The sequence below is a fragment of the Microcoleus sp. S1D4 genome (assembly GCF_036700765.1).
Lineage (GTDB): Bacteria > Cyanobacteriota > Cyanobacteriia > Cyanobacteriales > Microcoleaceae > Microcoleus.
In genome coordinates this window covers 139,543-159,019 of sequence record NZ_JAUBPP010000003.1, presented here as the reverse complement: position 1 = coordinate 159,019, position 19,477 = coordinate 139,543, and the positions used below count along the sequence as shown (strand labels likewise).

Annotated in this window: 15 protein-coding genes; 7 read left to right on the top strand and 8 right to left on the bottom strand. The window is 46.0% G+C overall.

Annotated elements, in window-relative coordinates; all coding sequences use genetic code 11:
• The first annotated feature begins 50 nt into the window (after positions 1 to 50).
• Positions 51 to 698, top strand: coding sequence for a hypothetical protein (locus tag QT998_RS04670; RefSeq protein ID WP_333116258.1), 648 nt, complete (start codon positions 51 to 53; stop codon positions 696 to 698).
• A gap of 51 nt (positions 699 to 749) precedes the next feature.
• Here the strand turns inward: QT998_RS04670 and QT998_RS04665 are convergent, their stop codons facing one another.
• The 3 genes from QT998_RS04665 to QT998_RS04655 form a co-directional block, all read right to left on the bottom strand.
• On the bottom strand, positions 750 to 1,985 hold the full coding sequence (locus QT998_RS04665) for a class I SAM-dependent methyltransferase (RefSeq protein ID WP_333116260.1): 1,236 nt from the start codon (positions 1,983 to 1,985) through the stop codon (positions 750 to 752).
• Positions 1,986 to 2,148: 163 nt separating this feature from the next.
• Entirely contained in the window at positions 2,149 to 2,406 is a 258-nt protein-coding gene (locus tag QT998_RS04660) for a type II toxin-antitoxin system HicB family antitoxin (protein ID WP_333116263.1), read from the bottom strand.
• A gap of 65 nt (positions 2,407 to 2,471) precedes the next feature.
• Complete coding sequence (locus QT998_RS04655) at positions 2,472 to 3,656, bottom strand: NAD(P)H-quinone oxidoreductase subunit H (RefSeq protein WP_333093180.1); 1,185 nt, start codon at positions 3,654 to 3,656, stop codon at positions 2,472 to 2,474.
• Positions 3,657 to 3,899: 243 nt separating this feature from the next.
• Between QT998_RS04655 and rsmH the strand changes: the two genes are divergently transcribed.
• From rsmH to QT998_RS04640, 3 genes are all read left to right on the top strand, one after another.
• Entirely contained in the window at positions 3,900 to 4,802 is a 903-nt protein-coding gene (gene rsmH / locus QT998_RS04650) for a 16S rRNA (cytosine(1402)-N(4))-methyltransferase RsmH (protein WP_333093179.1), read from the top strand.
• 219 nt (positions 4,803 to 5,021) lie between these two features.
• Complete coding sequence (locus QT998_RS04645) at positions 5,022 to 6,692, top strand: SpoIIE family protein phosphatase (RefSeq protein WP_333093178.1); 1,671 nt, start codon at positions 5,022 to 5,024, stop codon at positions 6,690 to 6,692.
• 307 nt (positions 6,693 to 6,999) lie between these two features.
• Positions 7,000 to 7,422, top strand: coding sequence for an ATP-binding protein (locus tag QT998_RS04640; protein ID WP_194009517.1), 423 nt, complete (start codon positions 7,000 to 7,002; stop codon positions 7,420 to 7,422).
• Between the two features lie 441 nt (positions 7,423 to 7,863).
• On the opposite strand, the gene QT998_RS04635 is transcribed toward QT998_RS04640, so the two are convergent.
• Both QT998_RS04635 and QT998_RS04630 read right to left on the bottom strand, forming a co-directional pair.
• Positions 7,864 to 8,298 (bottom strand): nuclear transport factor 2 family protein, encoded by a 435-nt coding sequence (locus QT998_RS04635; RefSeq protein ID WP_333116268.1) that lies wholly within the window; start codon positions 8,296 to 8,298, stop codon positions 7,864 to 7,866.
• 381 nt (positions 8,299 to 8,679) lie between these two features.
• Positions 8,680 to 9,642 carry an orange carotenoid protein N-terminal domain-containing protein gene (locus QT998_RS04630; RefSeq protein ID WP_333093175.1) on the bottom strand — a complete coding sequence of 321 codons (963 nt, stop codon included), beginning with the start codon at positions 9,640 to 9,642 and terminating at the stop codon, positions 8,680 to 8,682.
• A 210-nt stretch (positions 9,643 to 9,852) separates the two neighbouring features.
• On the opposite strand from QT998_RS04630, the gene queG reads away from it, so the two are divergent.
• Together queG and QT998_RS04620 are read left to right on the top strand one after the other, a co-directional pair.
• A complete protein-coding gene (gene queG / locus QT998_RS04625) occupies positions 9,853 to 10,821 on the top strand; it encodes a tRNA epoxyqueuosine(34) reductase QueG (protein ID WP_333116271.1) in 969 nt (322 codons plus the stop codon).
• A gap of 229 nt (positions 10,822 to 11,050) precedes the next feature.
• Complete coding sequence (locus tag QT998_RS04620; RefSeq protein ID WP_333093173.1) at positions 11,051 to 11,689, top strand: HAD-IA family hydrolase; 639 nt, start codon at positions 11,051 to 11,053, stop codon at positions 11,687 to 11,689.
• A gap of 487 nt (positions 11,690 to 12,176) precedes the next feature.
• Here the strand turns inward: QT998_RS04620 and QT998_RS04615 are convergent, their stop codons facing one another.
• Together QT998_RS04615 and QT998_RS04610 are read right to left on the bottom strand one after the other, a co-directional pair.
• Positions 12,177 to 13,004 carry an SWIM zinc finger family protein gene (locus QT998_RS04615; protein WP_333116274.1) on the bottom strand — a complete coding sequence of 276 codons (828 nt, stop codon included), beginning with the start codon at positions 13,002 to 13,004 and terminating at the stop codon, positions 12,177 to 12,179.
• 249 nt (positions 13,005 to 13,253) lie between these two features.
• Entirely contained in the window at positions 13,254 to 16,580 is a 3,327-nt protein-coding gene (locus QT998_RS04610; RefSeq protein ID WP_333116277.1) for a DEAD/DEAH box helicase, read from the bottom strand.
• A 450-nt stretch (positions 16,581 to 17,030) separates the two neighbouring features.
• Here QT998_RS04610 and QT998_RS04605 point away from each other — a divergent pair, with 450 nt between their 5' ends.
• On the top strand, positions 17,031 to 19,184 hold the full coding sequence (locus QT998_RS04605; RefSeq protein WP_333088431.1) for a polyribonucleotide nucleotidyltransferase: 2,154 nt from the start codon (positions 17,031 to 17,033) through the stop codon (positions 19,182 to 19,184).
• A gap of 38 nt (positions 19,185 to 19,222) precedes the next feature.
• Here QT998_RS04605 and QT998_RS04600 read toward each other — a convergent pair whose 3' ends face one another.
• Positions 19,223 to 19,387 carry a hypothetical protein gene (locus QT998_RS04600; protein WP_333088432.1) on the bottom strand — a complete coding sequence of 55 codons (165 nt, stop codon included), beginning with the start codon at positions 19,385 to 19,387 and terminating at the stop codon, positions 19,223 to 19,225.
• Between the last annotated feature and the right edge of the window lie 90 nt (positions 19,388 to 19,477).

Genomic DNA, 19,477 nt, shown 5'->3' with positions numbered 1-19,477 from the left:
AACTGAATCTTGGTTTATGATTAAGGAAAATACATAAGGAGGGAAAGTCAATGATCAAGTTTGATATAGGTCATTACACCGATTTTAAGTTGCCCAGCAACTCAGATCTTCCAGACCAATTACAGCAAACAATTCACACGGTTTGGGACAGAAAGTATCGTGATTTATACGAAACAGGTGGAAAGTGCAATGTAGAAGAAGCCTTTGTAGAAGTAATGACAGCCTTTGGGATGCCTAATGATCCAATATCCCATCAGCGATACGTCTATATGGCTTATGGAATAGCATTAGCAGCTAAACCGACGATTAAACATTACTTTCCTGAAGAACACAAAGCTGATATCGTTGAAGGAATTGTATCTTGTTGGCTGAAGGATAGTTGTGAAATTCCAGAAACTTGGGCAGATACCTTGTTTCCTAATATCAACAAAATTGGAAAATATCAAGCTACCGACGAAGCTTATAATATTTTCTACGGCTTGCTGCAAACACTCAACACGAAAACAGCCTATAATGCCATCTTAGATATTCTGTACAATGCCATTACCGGAGATGCTATTTCTGGTTTTGCTGCGGCCCAACGAGATATGTTTAATTGGTGGTTAATTGAGGTGATTCCTGCTGCCTATTGTTTAAAGCTGCCATCTACTTTATATTCTGGAAAATGGGAATTTCCGCCACTGAGTCAGTGCGCTTAAGTGATGACCAAAGTAATTGGAAAAGAGTGCGTCTTGCTGATTTAAATTAACTTAAGGCACTGTGAAACCTTTGAGCGATTCCCTACGGGATAGCTTCGCTTCACGCACTTTTTCCTCCTGCTTCAACCCCTTACACTGCACCAAAACCCCAAAACCCCCCAAACCCATCGGATCGATTAACTGATGCAAAGCCTCCCGGCGCTGCAAAAACGTTGCCACCTCCAATACTTCGGCATCATTTGTAGACAGAGAAGCAATACGATCGCCCAAACCCAACGCCATCAAAAACAAAGCCTGCTGAGTAAACCCTACCACATCCAAACCGCACAATTCACCCTGCCTTTCCAGCGCCGTAAAATTAACATGAGCCGTTAAATCCTGCCGCCCCACATTAATATAAGGATTATTGTGATATCGGTGCAGATAATAACACTGTAGCGTCCCCTCCCTGCGCCTCGGATTGTAATAGCGGTGCGCCGGATAGCCGTAATCAATAGTTAACAAATATCCCCGCTGCAACTTTTGAGCAACTGTACTCATCCAGTCCAAAGCCGCCAAATTCACCTCACTGCGATAACCATCCCCGTAAACACTCGCAGACAAATCGATGCTTACCAAATCCAAAAATTCGGCAATTTTAGGCGTGGAAACTTCGCCAACTACTTCAACAAAATTTATCTTTTCTTGTTCATTTTTTGGGGTTTCGGCGGCAACGTAAATCTCCCTAACTTTCCCTTCTTCCAAAATGAATTGATGCACGGGCAAAGCATCCACTAACTCGTTAGAAAAAAAACAACCGAGAATTGAATTATTAACTATCTCATCCCAATTGCACCACTTAACGCACTTGATATCGGCTAACCTTTGCCGCTGTTCCGCTTGGAGTACAGGAGAAAGTTCAATAATAATGTATTCTAAAATATGAAATAAATCGGGATATTGTATCTGCAGATATTGCAGCACATTTTCGGCAAAATTTCCCCGCCCAGCGCCCATTTCTACGATCGCGAAATTGAAAGGGCGATCGAGAATTTCCCACATTTCTACAAACTGATCCGCCAAAACCTCCGCAAAATCAGCACCCCAATGAGACGACGTGATAAAATCGCCTTGTTTGCCGATCGACGGGCGATCGCCATTATAATAACCATACTGCGGGTGATATAGTACCAAATCCATATATTCCGCAAAGGTAATGCGCCCCTGTGGAGTCGCTGCAATTCTTTCGCAGATTAAAGCACAGAGTTCGGGGTTGCTGTCATTGATATCTAATTGCTGGGATGTCATAGTTTATGGAATCAAAGTTGATGTTAATTTGTTTATGAAATAAAGATTTTTTTAACCGCAGAGGGCGCAGAGGACACAGAGGAAGAGAAAAGACAGAGGTTTTGATTGATGTTCGGAAATTTGGGGTTGCTCTACATGACTTACGCAGAACTTTTGTATATTATTAAATCATCACTTTTTGAATGCCTACAAACTTAGGTAATTTTTCATCACTCTCTTCTTTTAAACAAAGTGCAATAACTTCTTTGATATTGGCAATTAACTCATCAATAGTTTCTCCTTGACTGTAACAGGCTTTTAGCTGTGGAACTTCCCCGACATAATAGCCATCTTCATCTCGTTCAATAATGACGTAGAACTCTCGCTTGCCGACATTCATCCTGCAACCTCTTTGTTCTTGAAATTTTCTAATATCATTCATTATTAACAGTAAGGGCTTTAGTTCTACTCGTTTAATAACTAAAGCCCTTAATGCTAACAGTGGCTTTACCGATCGACCGAACCCATGATAATATCGATACTACCCAGGATCGCCACCAAGTCCGCAATCTTTACACCGCGCACGATGTGGGGCAAAATCTGCAAATTGTTGAAATCCGCAGCCCGAATCTTCCAGCGCCAAGGAAACACGCTGTCATCGCCGATAATATAAATACCCAACTCACCCTTGCCGCTTTCAACCCGCACGTAATGTTCGCCCTTGGGAATTTTGAAAGTTGGGGCTACTTTTTTGCCAATAAACTGATAGTCGAAACTGTTCCACTCAGATTTTGGCCCGCTTTCTAAGCGCTTGGCTTCCAAGTTTTCGTAAGGGCCGCCGGGGAGTCCTTTCAAGGCTTGATAGAGGATTTTAACTGACTCGCGCATCTCGCGAATTCGGACTAAGTACCTGGCCAAACAATCGCCCGCTGCTTCGGTACAAACATCCCACTCGAAGTCGTCGTAACATTCGTAATGGTCAACTTTCCGCAAATCCCAATTCACGCCGGAACCGCGCAGCATGGGGCCGGATAGTCCCCAGTTAATCGCTTCTTCGCGGGAGATTGTACCCAGTCCTTCAATCCGGCGGCGGAAGATAGGATTGTTGGTGATTAAACGTTCGTATTCGTCAATTTTTGGCAGGAAGTAATCGCAGAAGTCTTCGCACTTATCTACCCAGCCGTAGGGTAAATCTGCTGCTACTCCGCCGATGCGGAAATAGTTGTTGTTTACCATGCGGTAGCCGGTGGCTGCTTCCCACAAATCGAGAATTGGTTCGCGATCGCGCATAGTGTAGAAAAATGGAGTTTGCGCGCCCACGTCGGCCAAAAACGGCCCTACCCACATCAAGTGGTTGGCAATCCGGTTCAACTCCAGCATGATTACCCGAATGTAACTCGCCCGCTTGGGGACAGCAATATTGGCTAACTTTTCCGGTGCATTGACTGTCACCGCTTCGTTAAACATCCCCGCAGCATAGTCCCAGCGGCTCACGTAGGGCACGTACATCACGTTAGTGCGGTTTTCGGCAATTTTTTCCATGCCGCGGTGTAGATAGCCTAAAACAGGCTCGCAGTCCACTACATCTTCGCCGTCCAGGGTGACAATTAACCGCAGTACCCCGTGCATGGATGGGTGGTGCGGCCCCATGTTGAGCACCATTGGTTCGGTTCTTGTCTCAATTCTTGACATAATAATTGGTAATTGGTAATTGGTAATTGGTAATTGGTCAGTGGTTAGTGGTTAGTGGTTAGTGGTCAGTGGTTAGTGGTCATTAGTCATTGGTCATTAGTCATTGGTTATTGGTTATTGGTTATTGGTCATTAGCAAAAAACTCTCTAACTGACAACTGACTACTGACTACTGACTGAGGACAACTGACAACTGACAACTGACTACTGACTACTGTTGATTTTTGTTTCGCTTGTATAGATTATGAAGGATATCGAGCCGTCTGAGAAGGAGACTCCTGCATCAGATGTGAGTATTGAGGCTTATCACGTTTCTGTTTTGGCTAGTGAATTAATTGCTGGTTTAGCTGTGCGTCCGGGCGGGCGCTATTTGGATGCGACGCTTGGGGGCGGCGGACACACGAGTTTGATTTTAGCGGCGGCGGCTGATGTGAGTGTGGTGGCGATCGATCGCGACGAAGAAGCCATCCGTTTTTGCGCGGCCCGATTTGCTAACGATCCCGTCGAGTTTTGGCACGGCAATTTTGCTGAATATCAGTCTCAAGAGGCCACATTTGATGGTATCATAGCAGACTTGGGCGTTAGCTCGGCTCAGTTCGATACACCGGAACGCGGCTTTAGTTTTCGCCACCCTGCTAAGTTAGATATGCGTATGAACCAGCAGCAATCTTTGACGGCCCAAGAGATTATCAATCATTGGGAAGAAGTTAAACTAGCAGATATTATTTACAGATACGGCGAGGAGCGATTGTCGCGGCGCATTGCGAGGCGGATTGTCGCACAACGTCCTTTTGAAACTACTACAGAACTTGCAGGGGCGATCGCCAGCAGCTTCCCACCCAAGCAGCGCAACGGTAGAATCCATCCCGCCACCCGCACTTTCCAAGCTTTGAGGATAGCCGTCAACTCCGAACTCGCTTCTTTAGACACTTTTCTCAAGGAAGCGCCAAAGTGGCTAAAACCCGGTGGGAGAATTGGAATTATTACTTTTCACAGCCTCGAAGACAGACCGGTCAAGCACCAACTCAGAGGAACAGACTGTTTGCAGGTACTGACAAAAAAGCCGATCGTGCCACAATCGGAAGAAGTAGCTAGAAATCCCCGCTCTCGTTCTGCTAAGCTCAGACTGGCAGAAAAATTAACTTGATTCGACACTAAGGCGAGTAAAGCACGAGTTCCAAACCAAGGCGGGGTCTGGTAAGACCGATCCCGGATGCCAGTTCCCAGTATCCTTGCGGTATCACTAATATGGCACTAACCTATAAAACCCGAAGTCCTGATGCTGATTTGGCTCCGCTGAATCAGCCAAGGGTACTTGACAAGCCCGTTTTAGACCCGATCAATTCGCCTAGGAGTAAGGGATAGCATGAGTCGGGGAGATGGAAGCAAACTGAAACTAATGGTGGTCGATGACGAACCCGACAACTTGGATTTGCTGTACCGGACGTTTCGACGCGAATTTCAGGTTTACAAAGCAGATAGCGCCCTCAGCGCCCTGTCCGTTCTAGACGAACAAGGGGAGATGGCGGTGATCATATCCGACCAGCGGATGCCAGAAATGAATGGCACCGAGTTTTTGGGGAAAACAGTCGATCGCTTTCCTGATACGATTCGGATTCTGCTGACTGGATACACAGATGTTGAAGACTTGGTAGAAGCAATCAACGCAGGTCAAGTTTTCAAATACATCACCAAACCATGGAATCCAGAAGAACTGAAATTAGTTATCAATCAAGCGTCCGAAACTTACAAATACTACAAGCAGCGCAGTGTTGCACTGCGCCGCGCTTTACGCAAGGAATCTCTGTTCAATGAGGTGATGAGCGTGATTCGCGGGTCGCTAGATTACTCTAGTATGGTACAAACTATTGTTCAAACCGTAGGCCAAACTTTTGAGGCCAACTATTGTATGCTGCGGCCGATAGAGGGCGAGAGACTATTACCTAGTACCTTCCCCTACCAAGCCCAAGCGACGGAATCCAGCAGCTTTTCTTTTGATGAAAATTTGCTGGTTCAAGCCGTAGCCACCCGCCAAACTCAAGTCAACAACAGTGGCGGTGAGGGTAACTCGGTTGAGATTGCTGTGCCCCTGACTTATCAGCAAGACTTGCTGGCGGTACTGGCCCTGTGTCAGCAAGGTGGCACTAACCCTTGGTCGGCAGAAGATATAGAGTTAATAGAAGGTGTAGCAGCTCAAGCTGCTCTGGCCCTTTCTCAAGCTAAGCTCTATCAGCGCACTCTGGATTTAGCTAACCAGATGCAGAATGAGTTGGAAGTGGCCCGCCAAATCCAAACAAACTTGTTGCGCCAAAGTTGGCCTGATTTTGAAACCGTAAGGGTGCAAGCTTGTTGCTATCCGGCGCGGGAAGTTGGCGGTGACTTTTTTGAGGTCTACGTCCACTCGCAAGGGGATATTTGGATAGCGGTGGGTGATGTTTCCGGTAAAGGTGTTCCGGCTGCTCTATTTATGGCTAGCGCGATTTCGGTGATGCGGCGCGAACTTTCTCAAGAAATTTCTCCCGAGCCCGATCGAGTGATGCAGAATATGAATAGTAGTATGGCTGACGACCTGATCGGCAACAACCATTTTATTACAATGGTTGTAGCTCGTTACACTCCGTCAACGGGACACTTGGCTTTTGCTAATGCTGGTCACATTTACCCGATTGTTTGGTCGAATTCTGACGTGAAAGCCCAGACTGCTAGCGGTTTAACGCCAGCAGAGCCGAATTTCTTGAAAGCTCGCGGCATTCCCTTGGGGATTCTGCCAGTTTGGAAAGGTAAAGCCGGTGCGATCGAATTAAAGTCAGGAGATGTATTTCTGCTGACGAGTGACGGGATTACTGAAGCTAGCGTGACCACTCCGGCGATCGCAGGGGGCGAAGCAACCCGTTCTATGCTACAACAAGAAGGGCTTTGGCAACTCTTGATTGAGGAGCCTGGTTCCATCAACTTGGACAATTTGTTGGCCTACATCCGAGCTGACAATCCCATTCAGGAAGATGACCAAACCATACTTTCTCTGGAAGTTCTCTGAATCTGTCAGCTATCCCGACAATCATAGTCGGGGGCTTTGGGTCTTAAAAACTCCAGCCCTCGGTTGACAGGCTACAGATTAACACAGAGAACGCGGGCGACAGGCAAAAGTTACAGAACTAGCGCGTCAGTGGCTAACTCTTAATTCATGCTTCTTGGTGAATGCTTTCGGCGAAAGTCTATTGCCTCGATCGCCCAGTATTGAGTATCCTTCATGTAGCGACAAGTATTAACGCCAAATTTATTCGGCGTGTTGTATTTCATCCCTGGTCAGAAGACACGGGTTTCCAAACTTACAGGATTTTTTTATGAATACTGAGCTTCAGGTACCAAGCGACTTGCGGTTTTTAACAATTGTTGAAAATTGGTTGCTGAGCAGTTTGGAAGTTGAGCTAGGAGAGCATATCGATTGGCCACGTCAGTCGAATCGTTTGCGCTTGGTGTTAGCAGAAGCCTATTCTAACGTGATCCGCCACGCTCACAAAGATCAACCCAATTTGCCGGTGTTAATTCGCTTGAATTTAAAAAATCGGGATATTGGTTTAGAAATTTGGGATTATGGTAAAGGTTACGAAATGGACACTTACAGTCCCCCGAGGCCGGAAGCGAAGCAGGAAAGCGGCTATGGCTGGCTGATTATGAGCAGACTGATGGATCGCGTGGATTACAGTTTGCAACTAGACGGCCGCAATTGTCTGAAGTTGGAAGCGAGTTTGCCAGAAAAATCTTAATTGGCCGTTAGATTGTGTCCGATGGTCGATTAACTGCAATAAAAACAGTTCGTAGTGCGGACTTTAGTCCGCACTACGAACTGTTTTTGTTATGGTAATTGACGGGTGGCGTTCTAGCTATTTTGACCATTTTGTCTGCCGAAGAAACGGGGTTTTTCGAGAGTTGGCAGCGCTTCAGCGGAGATTTGGCGAAAAACCAGGTTTCTGCCTCAGTGACGCACAAATATCGATCGAGCTATGATATCGTTTCCGGTTGCATCGGAATAATAAAATCGAGTCAACAGTTAACACTCAACCATTCAGTTTTTCGACCCGCCCTCTTAACTTAACAGTCAAAAGTCAACAGTCCACAGTCCACAATCACCTGACCGTACAACCGGAATTGATATGACGCGCGATCGACAGATGAAACCCCAATATTCAATTTAAATATGAAACTTATTAAACGTTGAATTTTTTATGGGGTCGCAGATTTAGCAATTCTTGGGCTGAAGCTAACAGCTTGACGGTGACAGAAAAGATTTCTCGGTCAGAATTGAGCACGAACAGCCATCCGACATTAACACCAAATACGGAAGTTTTCACCCAGCCGCTGACATGAACTTCAACTCGATCATCTTCTAAAATTTGGCTGATACCTTGCTGCGGTTCGAGCTGCATTCCTCGCGCTTCTGTTTTTAGATAAGTGGCGATCGAGCTTTTACCGATAATTGGCTCTTCAAAGGGCGCGTGCAGAACTCCATCCTCAGCAAACAAATTAGCAGTCTCTTCAAAGTTGCCTGAATTTAAAGTTTCAAAATATTGCAGTACCACTGGCTTTGTGATGCCAGCAATCTCGATAGAGCGAGTTAAAATAGGTCTAGTTGTGGCAGTCATAAAATAAATGATTTGAAAGGAATGAATATACTTTAATCATTATGTTTGTCGCAGCAAATCCCTCAAAAGATATAGGTAGGGCTAGGGATAAATTCTCTGAAGAAAAAGAGTAACATCCAGCAATCTCAAATCTCAAATTGTATACACCCACACACTTAACTTGTTCCCTGGCTGGGTCTGGGAACAGAGATCTAGAGGGTCTGCCTCGCTTGTTGCAAAAAAAAGGAGACAGAGCCGATCGATCTGCGTTACCAGCCACTACTGGTAACGAGTAAACGAGTAGTCATTAAAATCTAAAATCTAAAATCAACTAAACCCAGACACTTTTAAAGTATCTGGGTTTCTGTGCAAGTCTGTTTGACAAACGCCAAACAGAATATTCTATTTGCGGATCAGGTTGAGCAATTCTTTAGGAGAGGCCAACAAGTCGATCGCCACAAAGAAAATTTGACCTTGGGGATCGAGCAAAAACCGCCACGCAATGTTCATACCCACATTCGATCCGAACCAAGGAGTTTCGACTTTACCCGTAACTTTCACTTGGCGGTAGCCATCTTCTGCAGGCTCGGACATACCTTCTTGGGGCATCATTTTCAGTCCGATGCACTCTTCCCGCATATAGTTGAGGATAGCTTCGCGACCGACGATCGGCTTTTGGAAAGGAGGTTGCAGAGCGCCTTCTTCGGCAAATAAACCGACGGCTGGGGTGAAGTCGAAGGCATTCATGTAGTCGATGTAGTTGAGCACTGTCTGCTCGGTGATACCCTTAATCTCAGTTTTCACCCGCTCTGCTACTGCGGTGGGAGTGCTGCGGGGGGCAGCTCGTTTGCCGTACTCTTGGCTGAAATCTGGATCGTAGCCCATGTGAACTACCGTGTTGCGAAGTACGGTAATTTGTTGACCCGGATCGAGTTTCTTGATGGTTTCGAGAACTGCGGTGGCTTCGGGAGACATTTGATAGCCTGCGGGGATGGGGGCGACAAGGCCCTGTTTCATCATTTGTCCCAATTCGTACCAGAAACCGAGTTTGGTGTTGACGCGCAAGGATGTGTAAATCCGGCCGATTGTGGTGTCGGCGTTGCTGGCCAGGTCAAACATGGTTTTGCTTTGATCGGCAGGCGACATTTGCTTGATTTCGCTGAGAACGCCTTCGACTAGCGCCATGCTGGCTACTCCGGGAGCTGCTGCGGTGATGGAGATGCCCATTTCAGTGTAGGCATACCAGAGGAGTGCGAGTTGGTCTTCGACGCTGAGTTTGTAGAATGCTTCCGTGGTAGCGGGAACAGCGCTCGCAATCTCGGTGTTTGAGAAAATTGATTGAGCTGATTGAATACTAACTGCCATGTGTATGCTGTGGGATTCGCTGTTGGTTTTACTTGCCGACTTGAATAGACGAACCCATTTCTCCTTTGATTACATTATGTAACGTTTTTGAGCTTTTTGAGTTTAAATTTATAAATATAAAGATTGTGAAAGTATTATCGATTCTTTTCCAAAAGATCCTTTTAAAATTACTAGACTTATTGCACATTTTATGCTGCGGTTGCTAATTCTATGAAAATATCAATTAATCGCGATCGCATTCAGCAAAAAGCCCTAGAGTTGGGATTTCACAAAGTGGGAATCGCCTCAGCAGACGCGGATGTCGATATAGAAAAACAAAGATTGCAAGCTTGGCTGGACAAGGGTTATCAGGCGGATATGGCATGGATGACCAACCCGAAACGCTCCGATATTCGATCGCTCATGCCAGAAGTCAAGTCATTAATATGTGTTGCCATTAACTACTACACGCCCCACCAGCGCCCCGAAAATTCCCTGTTGGCGGGGGGGGGCGGTGCAGCGGTCGAATATGCTAAGATTTCTCGCTACGGTTGGGGGCGGGATTACCACAGAATTTTGCACAAAAAACTCAAGGTTTTGGCAAATTGGGTGCGATCGCAAAGCGAGGGAATTGAAGCGCGCTATTATGCTGATACCGGGCCGGTTCAGGATAAAATGTGGGCGCAGCGTGCAGGAATTGGCTGGATTGCCAAAAATGGTAATTTAATTTCGCGAGAATACGGTTCTTGGGTGTTTTTGGGCGAAATCTTGACTGATTTGGAGTTAGCGCCCGATACTCCTCACACCGAACATTGCGGTAGTTGCACTCGCTGCATTGATGCGTGTCCGACGGGGGCGATTACTGAGCCTTTTGTGGTGAATGCCGATCGGTGCATAGCATATCATACGATCGAGAATCGAGCCGAAAAACTCCCCGACGAAATAGCATCTAATTTACAAGGTTGGGTTGCCGGTTGCGATATTTGTCAAGATGTTTGTCCTTGGAATCAGCGATTTGCTCAACCAACAGATGTTACAGAATTTGAGCCTTATCCTGAAAATATAGCGCCGACACTTGCAGAATTAGCCGACATTTCCGACGAAGAATGGAACCGCAGATTTACAGCTTCGGCGCTGCGGCGAATTAAACCGGAAATGCTACGTAGAAATGCCAAAGCCAATCAAATTAATAGTCATTAGTCCTTAGTCAGTGGTCATTAGAGCTAATATATTAGACAAGATTGTACTCATTTCCCAATTATCTTGAAATACCTCTGCGTTTATCTCTGTTTATCCGGCTTACATCTGCGATTTATGTATCAATGAACGATTTATGCAATCTTGTCTGTTATATTCTAGAATGCAGTAAATCATCCCAATATAAAATATAAAATAGTATGATTCTCTATTCCTTATTTGCTGTTGTCCAATGACCAAAGTAATTATTTTTGATTTTGACGGTACTTTAGCAGATACAATCGATATTCTTCTGAGCATCACCAACCGTTTGTCAGCAGAATTCGGCTTTAAGTCTGCGACAAAAGAGGAACTCGCTCAACTGAGCAACTTAAATTCTTGGGAAATTCTTCGTTATTCTGGCATTTCCCTCTTCAAATTCCCGATGCTGATTAGAAAATTGAGATCTGAGTTACGCAGTGAAATTTCAGACGTTCAATTATTTCCGGGAATTAAAGAAGTTTTGCTGGAGTTAAAAAAACGAGATTTTCAACTGGGTATTATCACATCTAATTCCCGAGAAAATGTCTTAGACTCCCTGGAAAATAACAGTTTGCAAGATATTTTTACGTTTATTTACTCAGGTTCAACTTTCGGGAAACATAAAGTTATTAACAAATGGCTCAAAAAAGAAAAAATCAATCCTCAAGAAGTCTTTTATGTGGGAGATGAGATTAGAGATATAGACGCTGCTAGAAAAACTGGAATTAAAATAATTGCTGTAGGTTGGGGTTTTAATTCTCAGGAGGTTTTGGCCCTACACCATCCCGATTTTTTGATTGAACGACCCCAGCAATTGATCGAGATTATGAGTAATCTGGGAAGAGTGTAAAGTATTGTAAATAAATATTTCAAAATTTAAAGTAGTAAAAACTTTATGTCAGAACCGATTGAAAAAATGAATTGAGGCTGATATAAATGTGAAGGATAAAGATTTACTCGATCGCTCAAATAAAGAGGAACAGTATTATGTCAGCATTTGAAACCTTCTTGACTTTTAGCTTGGCTTCCACTTGCGCGGTAGCTACTTTGGCAACTTGGTTGCGTTTCACCTATCCGCCTTCTGTTAAACGCAATTAATTGGATTATTTTTTGAAGTTGGTATGAGAAATCGGGTTTTTTAACGTGATGGATAATTCGCCAAAACCCCGTTTCTCTGCAAATGTTTTGCCATCCCATAGATATTTTCCCAGAAACCGGGTTTCTTAGATTTTGCAGAAACCCGGTTTCTCTCGATTTTTTTTGCCATCCAGCAGATATTTTCCCAGAAACCGGGTTTCTGAGACTTTGCGTCATTTCCCGAAAGAAACAATAATTTGTTAGTCTCCTTCGCCCAGTTTCAGTGCGGCTAAAACGGCTTGCTGGCTAACTGCTTGGTAAATTTTACTAAAATGCTGCTTGAGTGCGTCAGAGGCGGGGGAAGATTTGCTACTGGTTGCTGTTGGGTTGGTTGCGAGGGGAATCGGGCCTAAAATATCTAAGACTGTTTCGCTGCTGGGCGGCGGCACAATTACGACTAAAGATGATTCTAGCTGCTGGTTGTATTCCCAAAAGCGATCGACCTTCGGCAATTTAGAATTCGCAGTCGGGGAATTTTTGCCGGAGTTGAGTTGAGAATTTTCCTCTCCTTGGGTGCCCCGTGTCTGACGCAGAGCTGTCAAGATTTGCTCTTTGGTTCTTCCCCGCAGTTGAAAGAGTACAAAGGGGTCTTCTCCGAAGCGATCGCCCAATAAGTAGTATACTGCACTGATGTGCTTGCAAGGATTTTTGGGGTCTGGACAGGTGCAGCGCGATCGAATATCAGATAAACTTAACGGAAATAGCGTTTTTCCGGCCGCTGCAAATACATCCTCAATATTGTGCGGCATTTCTCCTGCTAATAATTTAGCCGAAAAAACCGCTCTTTGCGACATATTTTCAATCACATAATCCCAATCTTCATCGCTCAATGTATCAAGCCCTAAAGAAACTTGATAGGGTTTGGGATCAGTTCCTTGAACTACGGCAATTACTTCTTGGTTTGGAAACTTAATGCTGAGAACTTTACCTTCCCGCGCATATTGCCAGCCGCGTTCTAAACGCTTTTTGAAGCGGTAAGTATTGATTAAATCGAGCCACTGTTGTGTCCACCATTCTCTGTCAATCATAAGGCGAAGGAAGTTCGGCAACGGATTTTGTAACGGATGTAACGGATGTAAGAAGGAAGTTCGGCAACGGATTTTGTAACGGATGTAACGGATGTAAGGAAGAAGGAAGAAGGAAGAGGGAAGGAGGTATATATTAGATTATGTCCAATAAATCAACCCTAATTATTGTAGGAGCGTGTTCACCAATATATATGATACAAACGATGGATATAGTAAACCCGCCCCGCCCCGGCGACAAACCAATAAATATTATTCTTCTTCGGTTTCTATAATAGCATCGCGATCGAGAATTAGTAAATTGCGAAGTTGGTCTGTGTCGAGTTCGGTGAGCCAGTTTTCGCCGGCGCTGACTACTTGCTCGGCGAGAGCTTTTTTACTTTCGATCATATCGTGTATTTTCTCCTCTAACGTACCCGTGCAGACAAATTTGTGGACTTGCACGTTGCGAGTTTGACCGATGCGAAATACGCGGTCAGTTGCCTGATTTTCAACTGCGGGATTCCACCACCTGTCATAGTGGAAAACGTGGGTAGCCCTGGTTAAATTCAAACCGGTGCCGCCAGCTTTTAAAGATAATATCATAATCGGCGGGCCTTGCGGATCGTGTTGGAAGCGATCGATCATTTCTTCCCGCTGCTGTTGCTTAATGCCGCCGTACAAAAACAAAACTTCTCGCCCTAAATGCTTTTCTAGATGCGGTTTTAGGAGTTTTCCCCATTCAGCAAATTGAGTGAAAATCAAAGCCCGATCGCCCTCAGCGACAACTTCTTCTAACATTTCCACCAACCGCTGCAATTTTCCCGATTCTTGGCTGTTAATGCTCAATTCTTTGGGCTTAGCTGCTGCGTTCACAAGAGCGGGATGGTTGCAAAGTTGCTTGAGTTTTACCAGCAAAGCCAGAATCATGCCCCGGCGCTGAATACCTTCGGCTGACTCTAAATTAGCGATTGACTCTTCGACTATTTTCTGATATAATGCTGCCTGCCCAGCAGCCAGACTGCAAAATACAGTCATCTCCTGTTTTTCCGGCAAATCTTGGATGATTTCCTTGTCAGTTTTCAGGCGGCGGAGGATAAAAGGCCGAACGAGCGATCGCAAACTCTGCAATGATTCTCTATCTCCATATTTCTCGATCGGAATAGCAAATCGGCGCTGAAAGAAATTGCGCGGCCCCAAATAGCCAGGATTCAGAAACTCCAAAATTGACCACAATTCTTGCAGTCTATTTTCCACCGGAGTTCCCGTCAGCGCAATTCTAAAATCTGCCTCGATTTGCCGCACCGCCTGCGACTGCTTAGCCTCGGAATTCTTAATATTTTGGGCTTCATCCAAAACCAATCCTTGCCATTTAGTGCTTTGAATTTCCTTCGCATCGCGAAACACCAGCGCGTAACTGGTAATTATTAAATGCTTTCCCTTAATTGCAGCCGCAAATGCTTTGCCTTTAGCGCGTTTGTCTCCGTGGTGTAGCAATACTTTCAGCGTCGGCCCAAATTTCTTGACTTCCCGCTCCCAATTGCCCAATACCGATGTCGGACAAACCAATAATGTCGGCGCTTCTAGAGAATTTTGTTCTTGCAAGTGCAGGAGGAAAGCAATTAGCTCAATGGATTTTCCCAATCCCATATCGTCCGCGAGACAAGCACCTAAACCCCAGCGCTCTAAGAATGCCAACCAGCCCGCCCCTAGCGCTTGATAAGGCCGCAATTGTCCTCGGAAACTAGCCGGAGTCGCGATCGCACTTACGGCCTGATTATCGCTTAAAGTATTCAACAATTCCTGAAGTTGACCCGTAGCTTCAAAATTCACCACAGGCAACTTTTCAATAGTCTGAGAATCGCCCGAAGCCAAACGCAAAGCATCCTCCAAAGAAAGAGTCATTTGCTCCTTGCGACTAGCAAAAAAAGTTTTAGCAGCCTTCACATCGGTGGCGCGCAACTCCACCCACTCACCGTTAATTTCCACCAAAGGCGAATTCAGCTCTACCAGCCGATCGAATTCTGCCTTAGAAATGCGCTGTCCGCCGATCGTCAATTCCCACTTAAAACTTAGCAGACTTTGCAATCCCAACCCACCCTTCGCCGGATTTGCTTTCGGAGTTTCCGCCTGAATGCTCAAACCCAAACGACTCGCCCAACCATCAGCCTTTGTCAAACTAGGCGGCAAAACAACGCCCAACCCGCTATCAGCAAATCGCCAAGCCACAGACTTAATAAACTCGTAAGCTTGCAGCGGATTTAATTGACAAGATTGAGGTCGTTGTGCTTGCAAACTCGGTTCAATTAACGGATAAAGTTTCGATGCTAAACCCAAACCTCCCAGCAAAGTTTCTTGTGGCAATTCAATTGTCCGCCCCGCATAGGCCAAACGTTCAACAGAATTGTTCCAAACAGTTGTAGCATCTACCAAAAAATCCGTTTCATCTACTGCTTGCAAACAATAATTTAAACTCCAATTAACTTTACCCGGAGACGGCGGAATAAGTTGAAAACAAGTGCGAAACTGACTTTGTTCAGACAGTTGGTTTTGCAGCGGCGAAGTCCAAGCAACAAGCTTGTTTGCCAACTTTTCTAAAGCGGCTGATTCTGCTTGCACGACTCCAGATTCTTGTTGCAAAGCTTGCAGCCATTCGCGGGTTGGAGAAAGTGTTTTGATGTCTAAATTTGAGCCAGCAGCCGTTAGCGCAGCCCTCGAAGACGATCGCACTTCACCATCTACAATACTACTCAAAAACCCCAAAACCAACTCCTGCGCCCCCACAGGCAAATCCACCGCAACATCCCGTACCTTACTTTCTGGCGAACCTTCTTTTATTACATCCGTTACATCCGCTACAAAATCCGCTGCCGAACCTTCTTCCTTCTGATAAGTTCGACAAGCCGTCGGCATTTGCTTAGAAAAAGTAGCGAGACGGAGAATATCTGTCGAACTGTCTAACAAAGGTTGCCATTTAGCAATAGCCGAACCATCAGATTGCCTCTCCAATGCTGGCAAGAATTTGCACCTAGCCAACAAATCCAAACTCCACCTAGAAAGATGCGACCAAAAACGCAAATCCGAGCCGACAAAAGAATCTGCTTCTGTGCTGTTTAGCGGCAGCGATTGCAAAAAAACAAAAGTGGCTTGAGGGTTGAGCAAATAACCCTCAACTTGCCAGGGATAAAGATAAATTTCATCGATTTGGGCTGGTTCCTCTAATGCTGCGGCTGAGTGCTGCGGCATAATAGTTGCGTTGGATTCCGAGATTTTGGTCGGCAGCGCGATCGCCCGAACTTGCCTCTGAATCGATAAAATTTCCGTGGGAAGGGCTGCCGCCGTCGTTTTGGACGAACTCCGAGTTTTCGTAGTTTTCTGCTTAATTTCTGCGGTTTTGGGTAATTGCCAGTTGAGTTTCCCCGACTGCTGCAAAGAATTTAGAAAAGTATTCAACTCCGCCTCAGTCATTGCCAAAGGATTATGCGGAATTATCTCAGATTCAACAATATCGATCACCCCAATCTTCCGCCAAGTTTCGCCCCAAATAAATAAGCCGCTTTTTTCGTTATTTAGTAGCCAACTGCCGTGTAAAATAGCCATTTTTAAATCCTAATATTTTTATTTAATTCCGAGACTTGCTGCCTCAGTTTTGTCTGAATTGTGAATAAGAGAACTGTGGCCATACAAAAATACGAAATATCAGAAATATAGTGGTTCTCAAGCGCGGTGAGGTATGCCCAATGCCCAATGCCCCATCCCCAATGCCCCATCCCCAATGCCCCATCCCGGATGGTTGACCCGATCGCTCCCAAGTCCCAATCGAAAACTCATCCTACCATCTAGAGCAGGCGTTTGGGGGGGGCGATCGACCGGGCGAACAGACTCCAGAATCTCCAAGATTGAGAGTATAAATGCTTACACATCCAGCGCCATGACTCGATCGACCGCACCAAATAATCTCTCTCTTTTGGCATTGGACTCTCAAACATCCTGTGGTAGTGTTACGATCCCGACAGAGAAAGAATGTGGTAGATAAGGAAGCAGTCCTACATGGTAGAGATAGACAAGTCAATATCCTTCGATGGAAGGGATATTAGACTGAAGATTGGTTTACTGGCGCCTCAAGCAGGCGGTGCAGTTTTGATTCAGTCGGGTGACACGGCCGTTTTAGTAACGGCCACTCGATCGCAGGGGAGAGAAGGAATTGATTTCCTGCCTTTGTTGGTGGATTACGAAGAGAGACTCTACGCAGGCGGTAAAATTCCCGGTGGATTTTTGCGCCGGGAAGGGCGTCCCCCAGAAAAAGTGACTTTGACTGGGCGTTTGATCGATCGCCCGCTGCGCCCGCTATTCCCAAGCTGGCTGCGAGATGACATCCAAGTCGTAGCCACAACCCTGTCGATGGACGAACAAGTACCGCCGGACGTTTTGGCGGTAACGGGCGCTTCAGTAGCGATACTGCTGGCGAAAATGCCGTTTTACGGGCCGATGGCTGCGGTGCGAGTTGGTTTGGTAGGGGACGATTTCATCATCAACCCAACCTACAGCGAAATCAAAGAAGGCGAGTTGGATCTCGTGGTAGCCGGTTCTCCAGACGGAGTAATCATGGTGGAAGCCAGCGCCAACCAATTGCCGGAACAGGATATCATCGAGGCGATCGACTTCGGCTACGAAGCAGCCTGCGACTTGATTCAAGCCCAGCGCGAAATTATGGCAGAATTGGGCATCGATTTGGTGGTAGAGGAAAGACCATCGCCAGATATGGCCTTGGAAAACTTTATTCGCGATCGCGCCCAAGAACCAATCCGCATCATTTTGTCAAGATTTGAAAAAGACAAAACAGTACGGAATGCGGCTTTAGATGAAGTGAAAGCCAATGAAGTCGAAGCTGCGATCGCCGAACTCGCCGAAGACGATCCGATCAAAGTAGCTGCAGGTGCCAACAGCAAGACAATTGGCAACGTTTTCAAAGACGTTACCAAAAAAATGATGCGGAAGCAAATCATCGAAGATGGCGTTCGTGTAGACGGCCGCAAGCTAGACGAGGTGCGTTCCGTTTCTTGTCGCGTAGGGGTGCTGCCGTCGCGAGTACACGGCTGTGCGTTGTTCAATCGCGGGTTAACCCAAGTCTTGTCCACAGCTACCCTGGGAACCCCCGGCGACGCCCAAGACTTAGGAGACGACTTGCACCCACAGCAAGACAAACGCTACTTGCATCACTACAATTTCCCGCCGTTTTCCGTCGGAGAAACTAAACCGATGCGATCGCCCGGACGCCGAGAAATCGGTCACGGAGCCCTCGCAGAACGCGCCCTAGTCCCAGTTTTGCCATCAAAAGAAGATTTCCCCTACGTAATTCGCGTAGTCTCCGAAATCCTTTCTTCCGACGGTTCAACATCAATGGGTTCAGTGTGCGGATCGACACTAGCATTAATGGATGCAGGCGTTCCCCTTTCCCAACCCGTCAGCGGCGCGGCAATGGGATTAATCAAAGAAGGCGATGAAGTCCGAATTTTGACAGACATTCAAGCAATTGAAGACTTCTTAGGCGACATGGACTTCAAAGTAGCCGGTACCGACACCGGAATTACTGCTTTGCAAATGGACATGAAAATCAAAGGTTTGCCCTTAGATGTCATAGCCACCGCCATCCGCCAAGCAAAACCCGCCAGACTGCACATTTTAGAAAGAATGCTAGCAACCATCGACGCTCCCCGCAAGGAAATGTCGCCGTTTGCACCGCGTTTGTTAACCCTGAAAATCGATCCAGAATTTATCGGTTTGGTAATTGGGCCAGGTGGCAAAACAATCAAAGCCATCACCGAAGAAACCGGTGTCAAGATTGACATCGAAGACGACGGAACCGTGACAATTGCCGGTAACGACAGCGAGAAAGCTCAGCGGGCTTACAATATTGTCCAAGGCATGACGCGGAAGTTGAATGCTGGAGACGTGTATGTCGGCCGCGTAACTCGAATTATTCCGATCGGCGCTTTTGTCGAAATTCTGCCAGGAAAAGAAGGAATGATTCACATTTCCCAGTTAGCGGATTACCGTGTTGGGAAAGTGGAAGACGAGTTAGCTGTGAATGATGAAGTGATTGTCAAAGTGCGAGAAATTGACAATAAAGGTCGAATTAATTTGACCCGTTTGAACATTCATCCTGATGAAGCGGTAGCCGCCCGCGAAGCGCTGAATAAGTAGTTTATGGTTGGTAATTGGTAATTGCTCAAAAGTAATTGCTAATTGCTAATTTCTGGGCGGTAATTAGTAATTGCTAGGAGGTAATTGCTAATTGCTTGGTTAAGATTCAATCCGGTTGTTGCGGGTTGATTTGGGTGTGGAGTGCGCGACAGCGACAGATCGACTTTGTGCGATCGGCTGTGGGAGTTAAGACAGTCGCGCACTTTACCCTTCGATTTCTAGGATATTGGTGCTAAGATTTTGACAGATATTGACGAATGGCGATCGCTTTTACTCTTAGTCCGCGGAGGCGG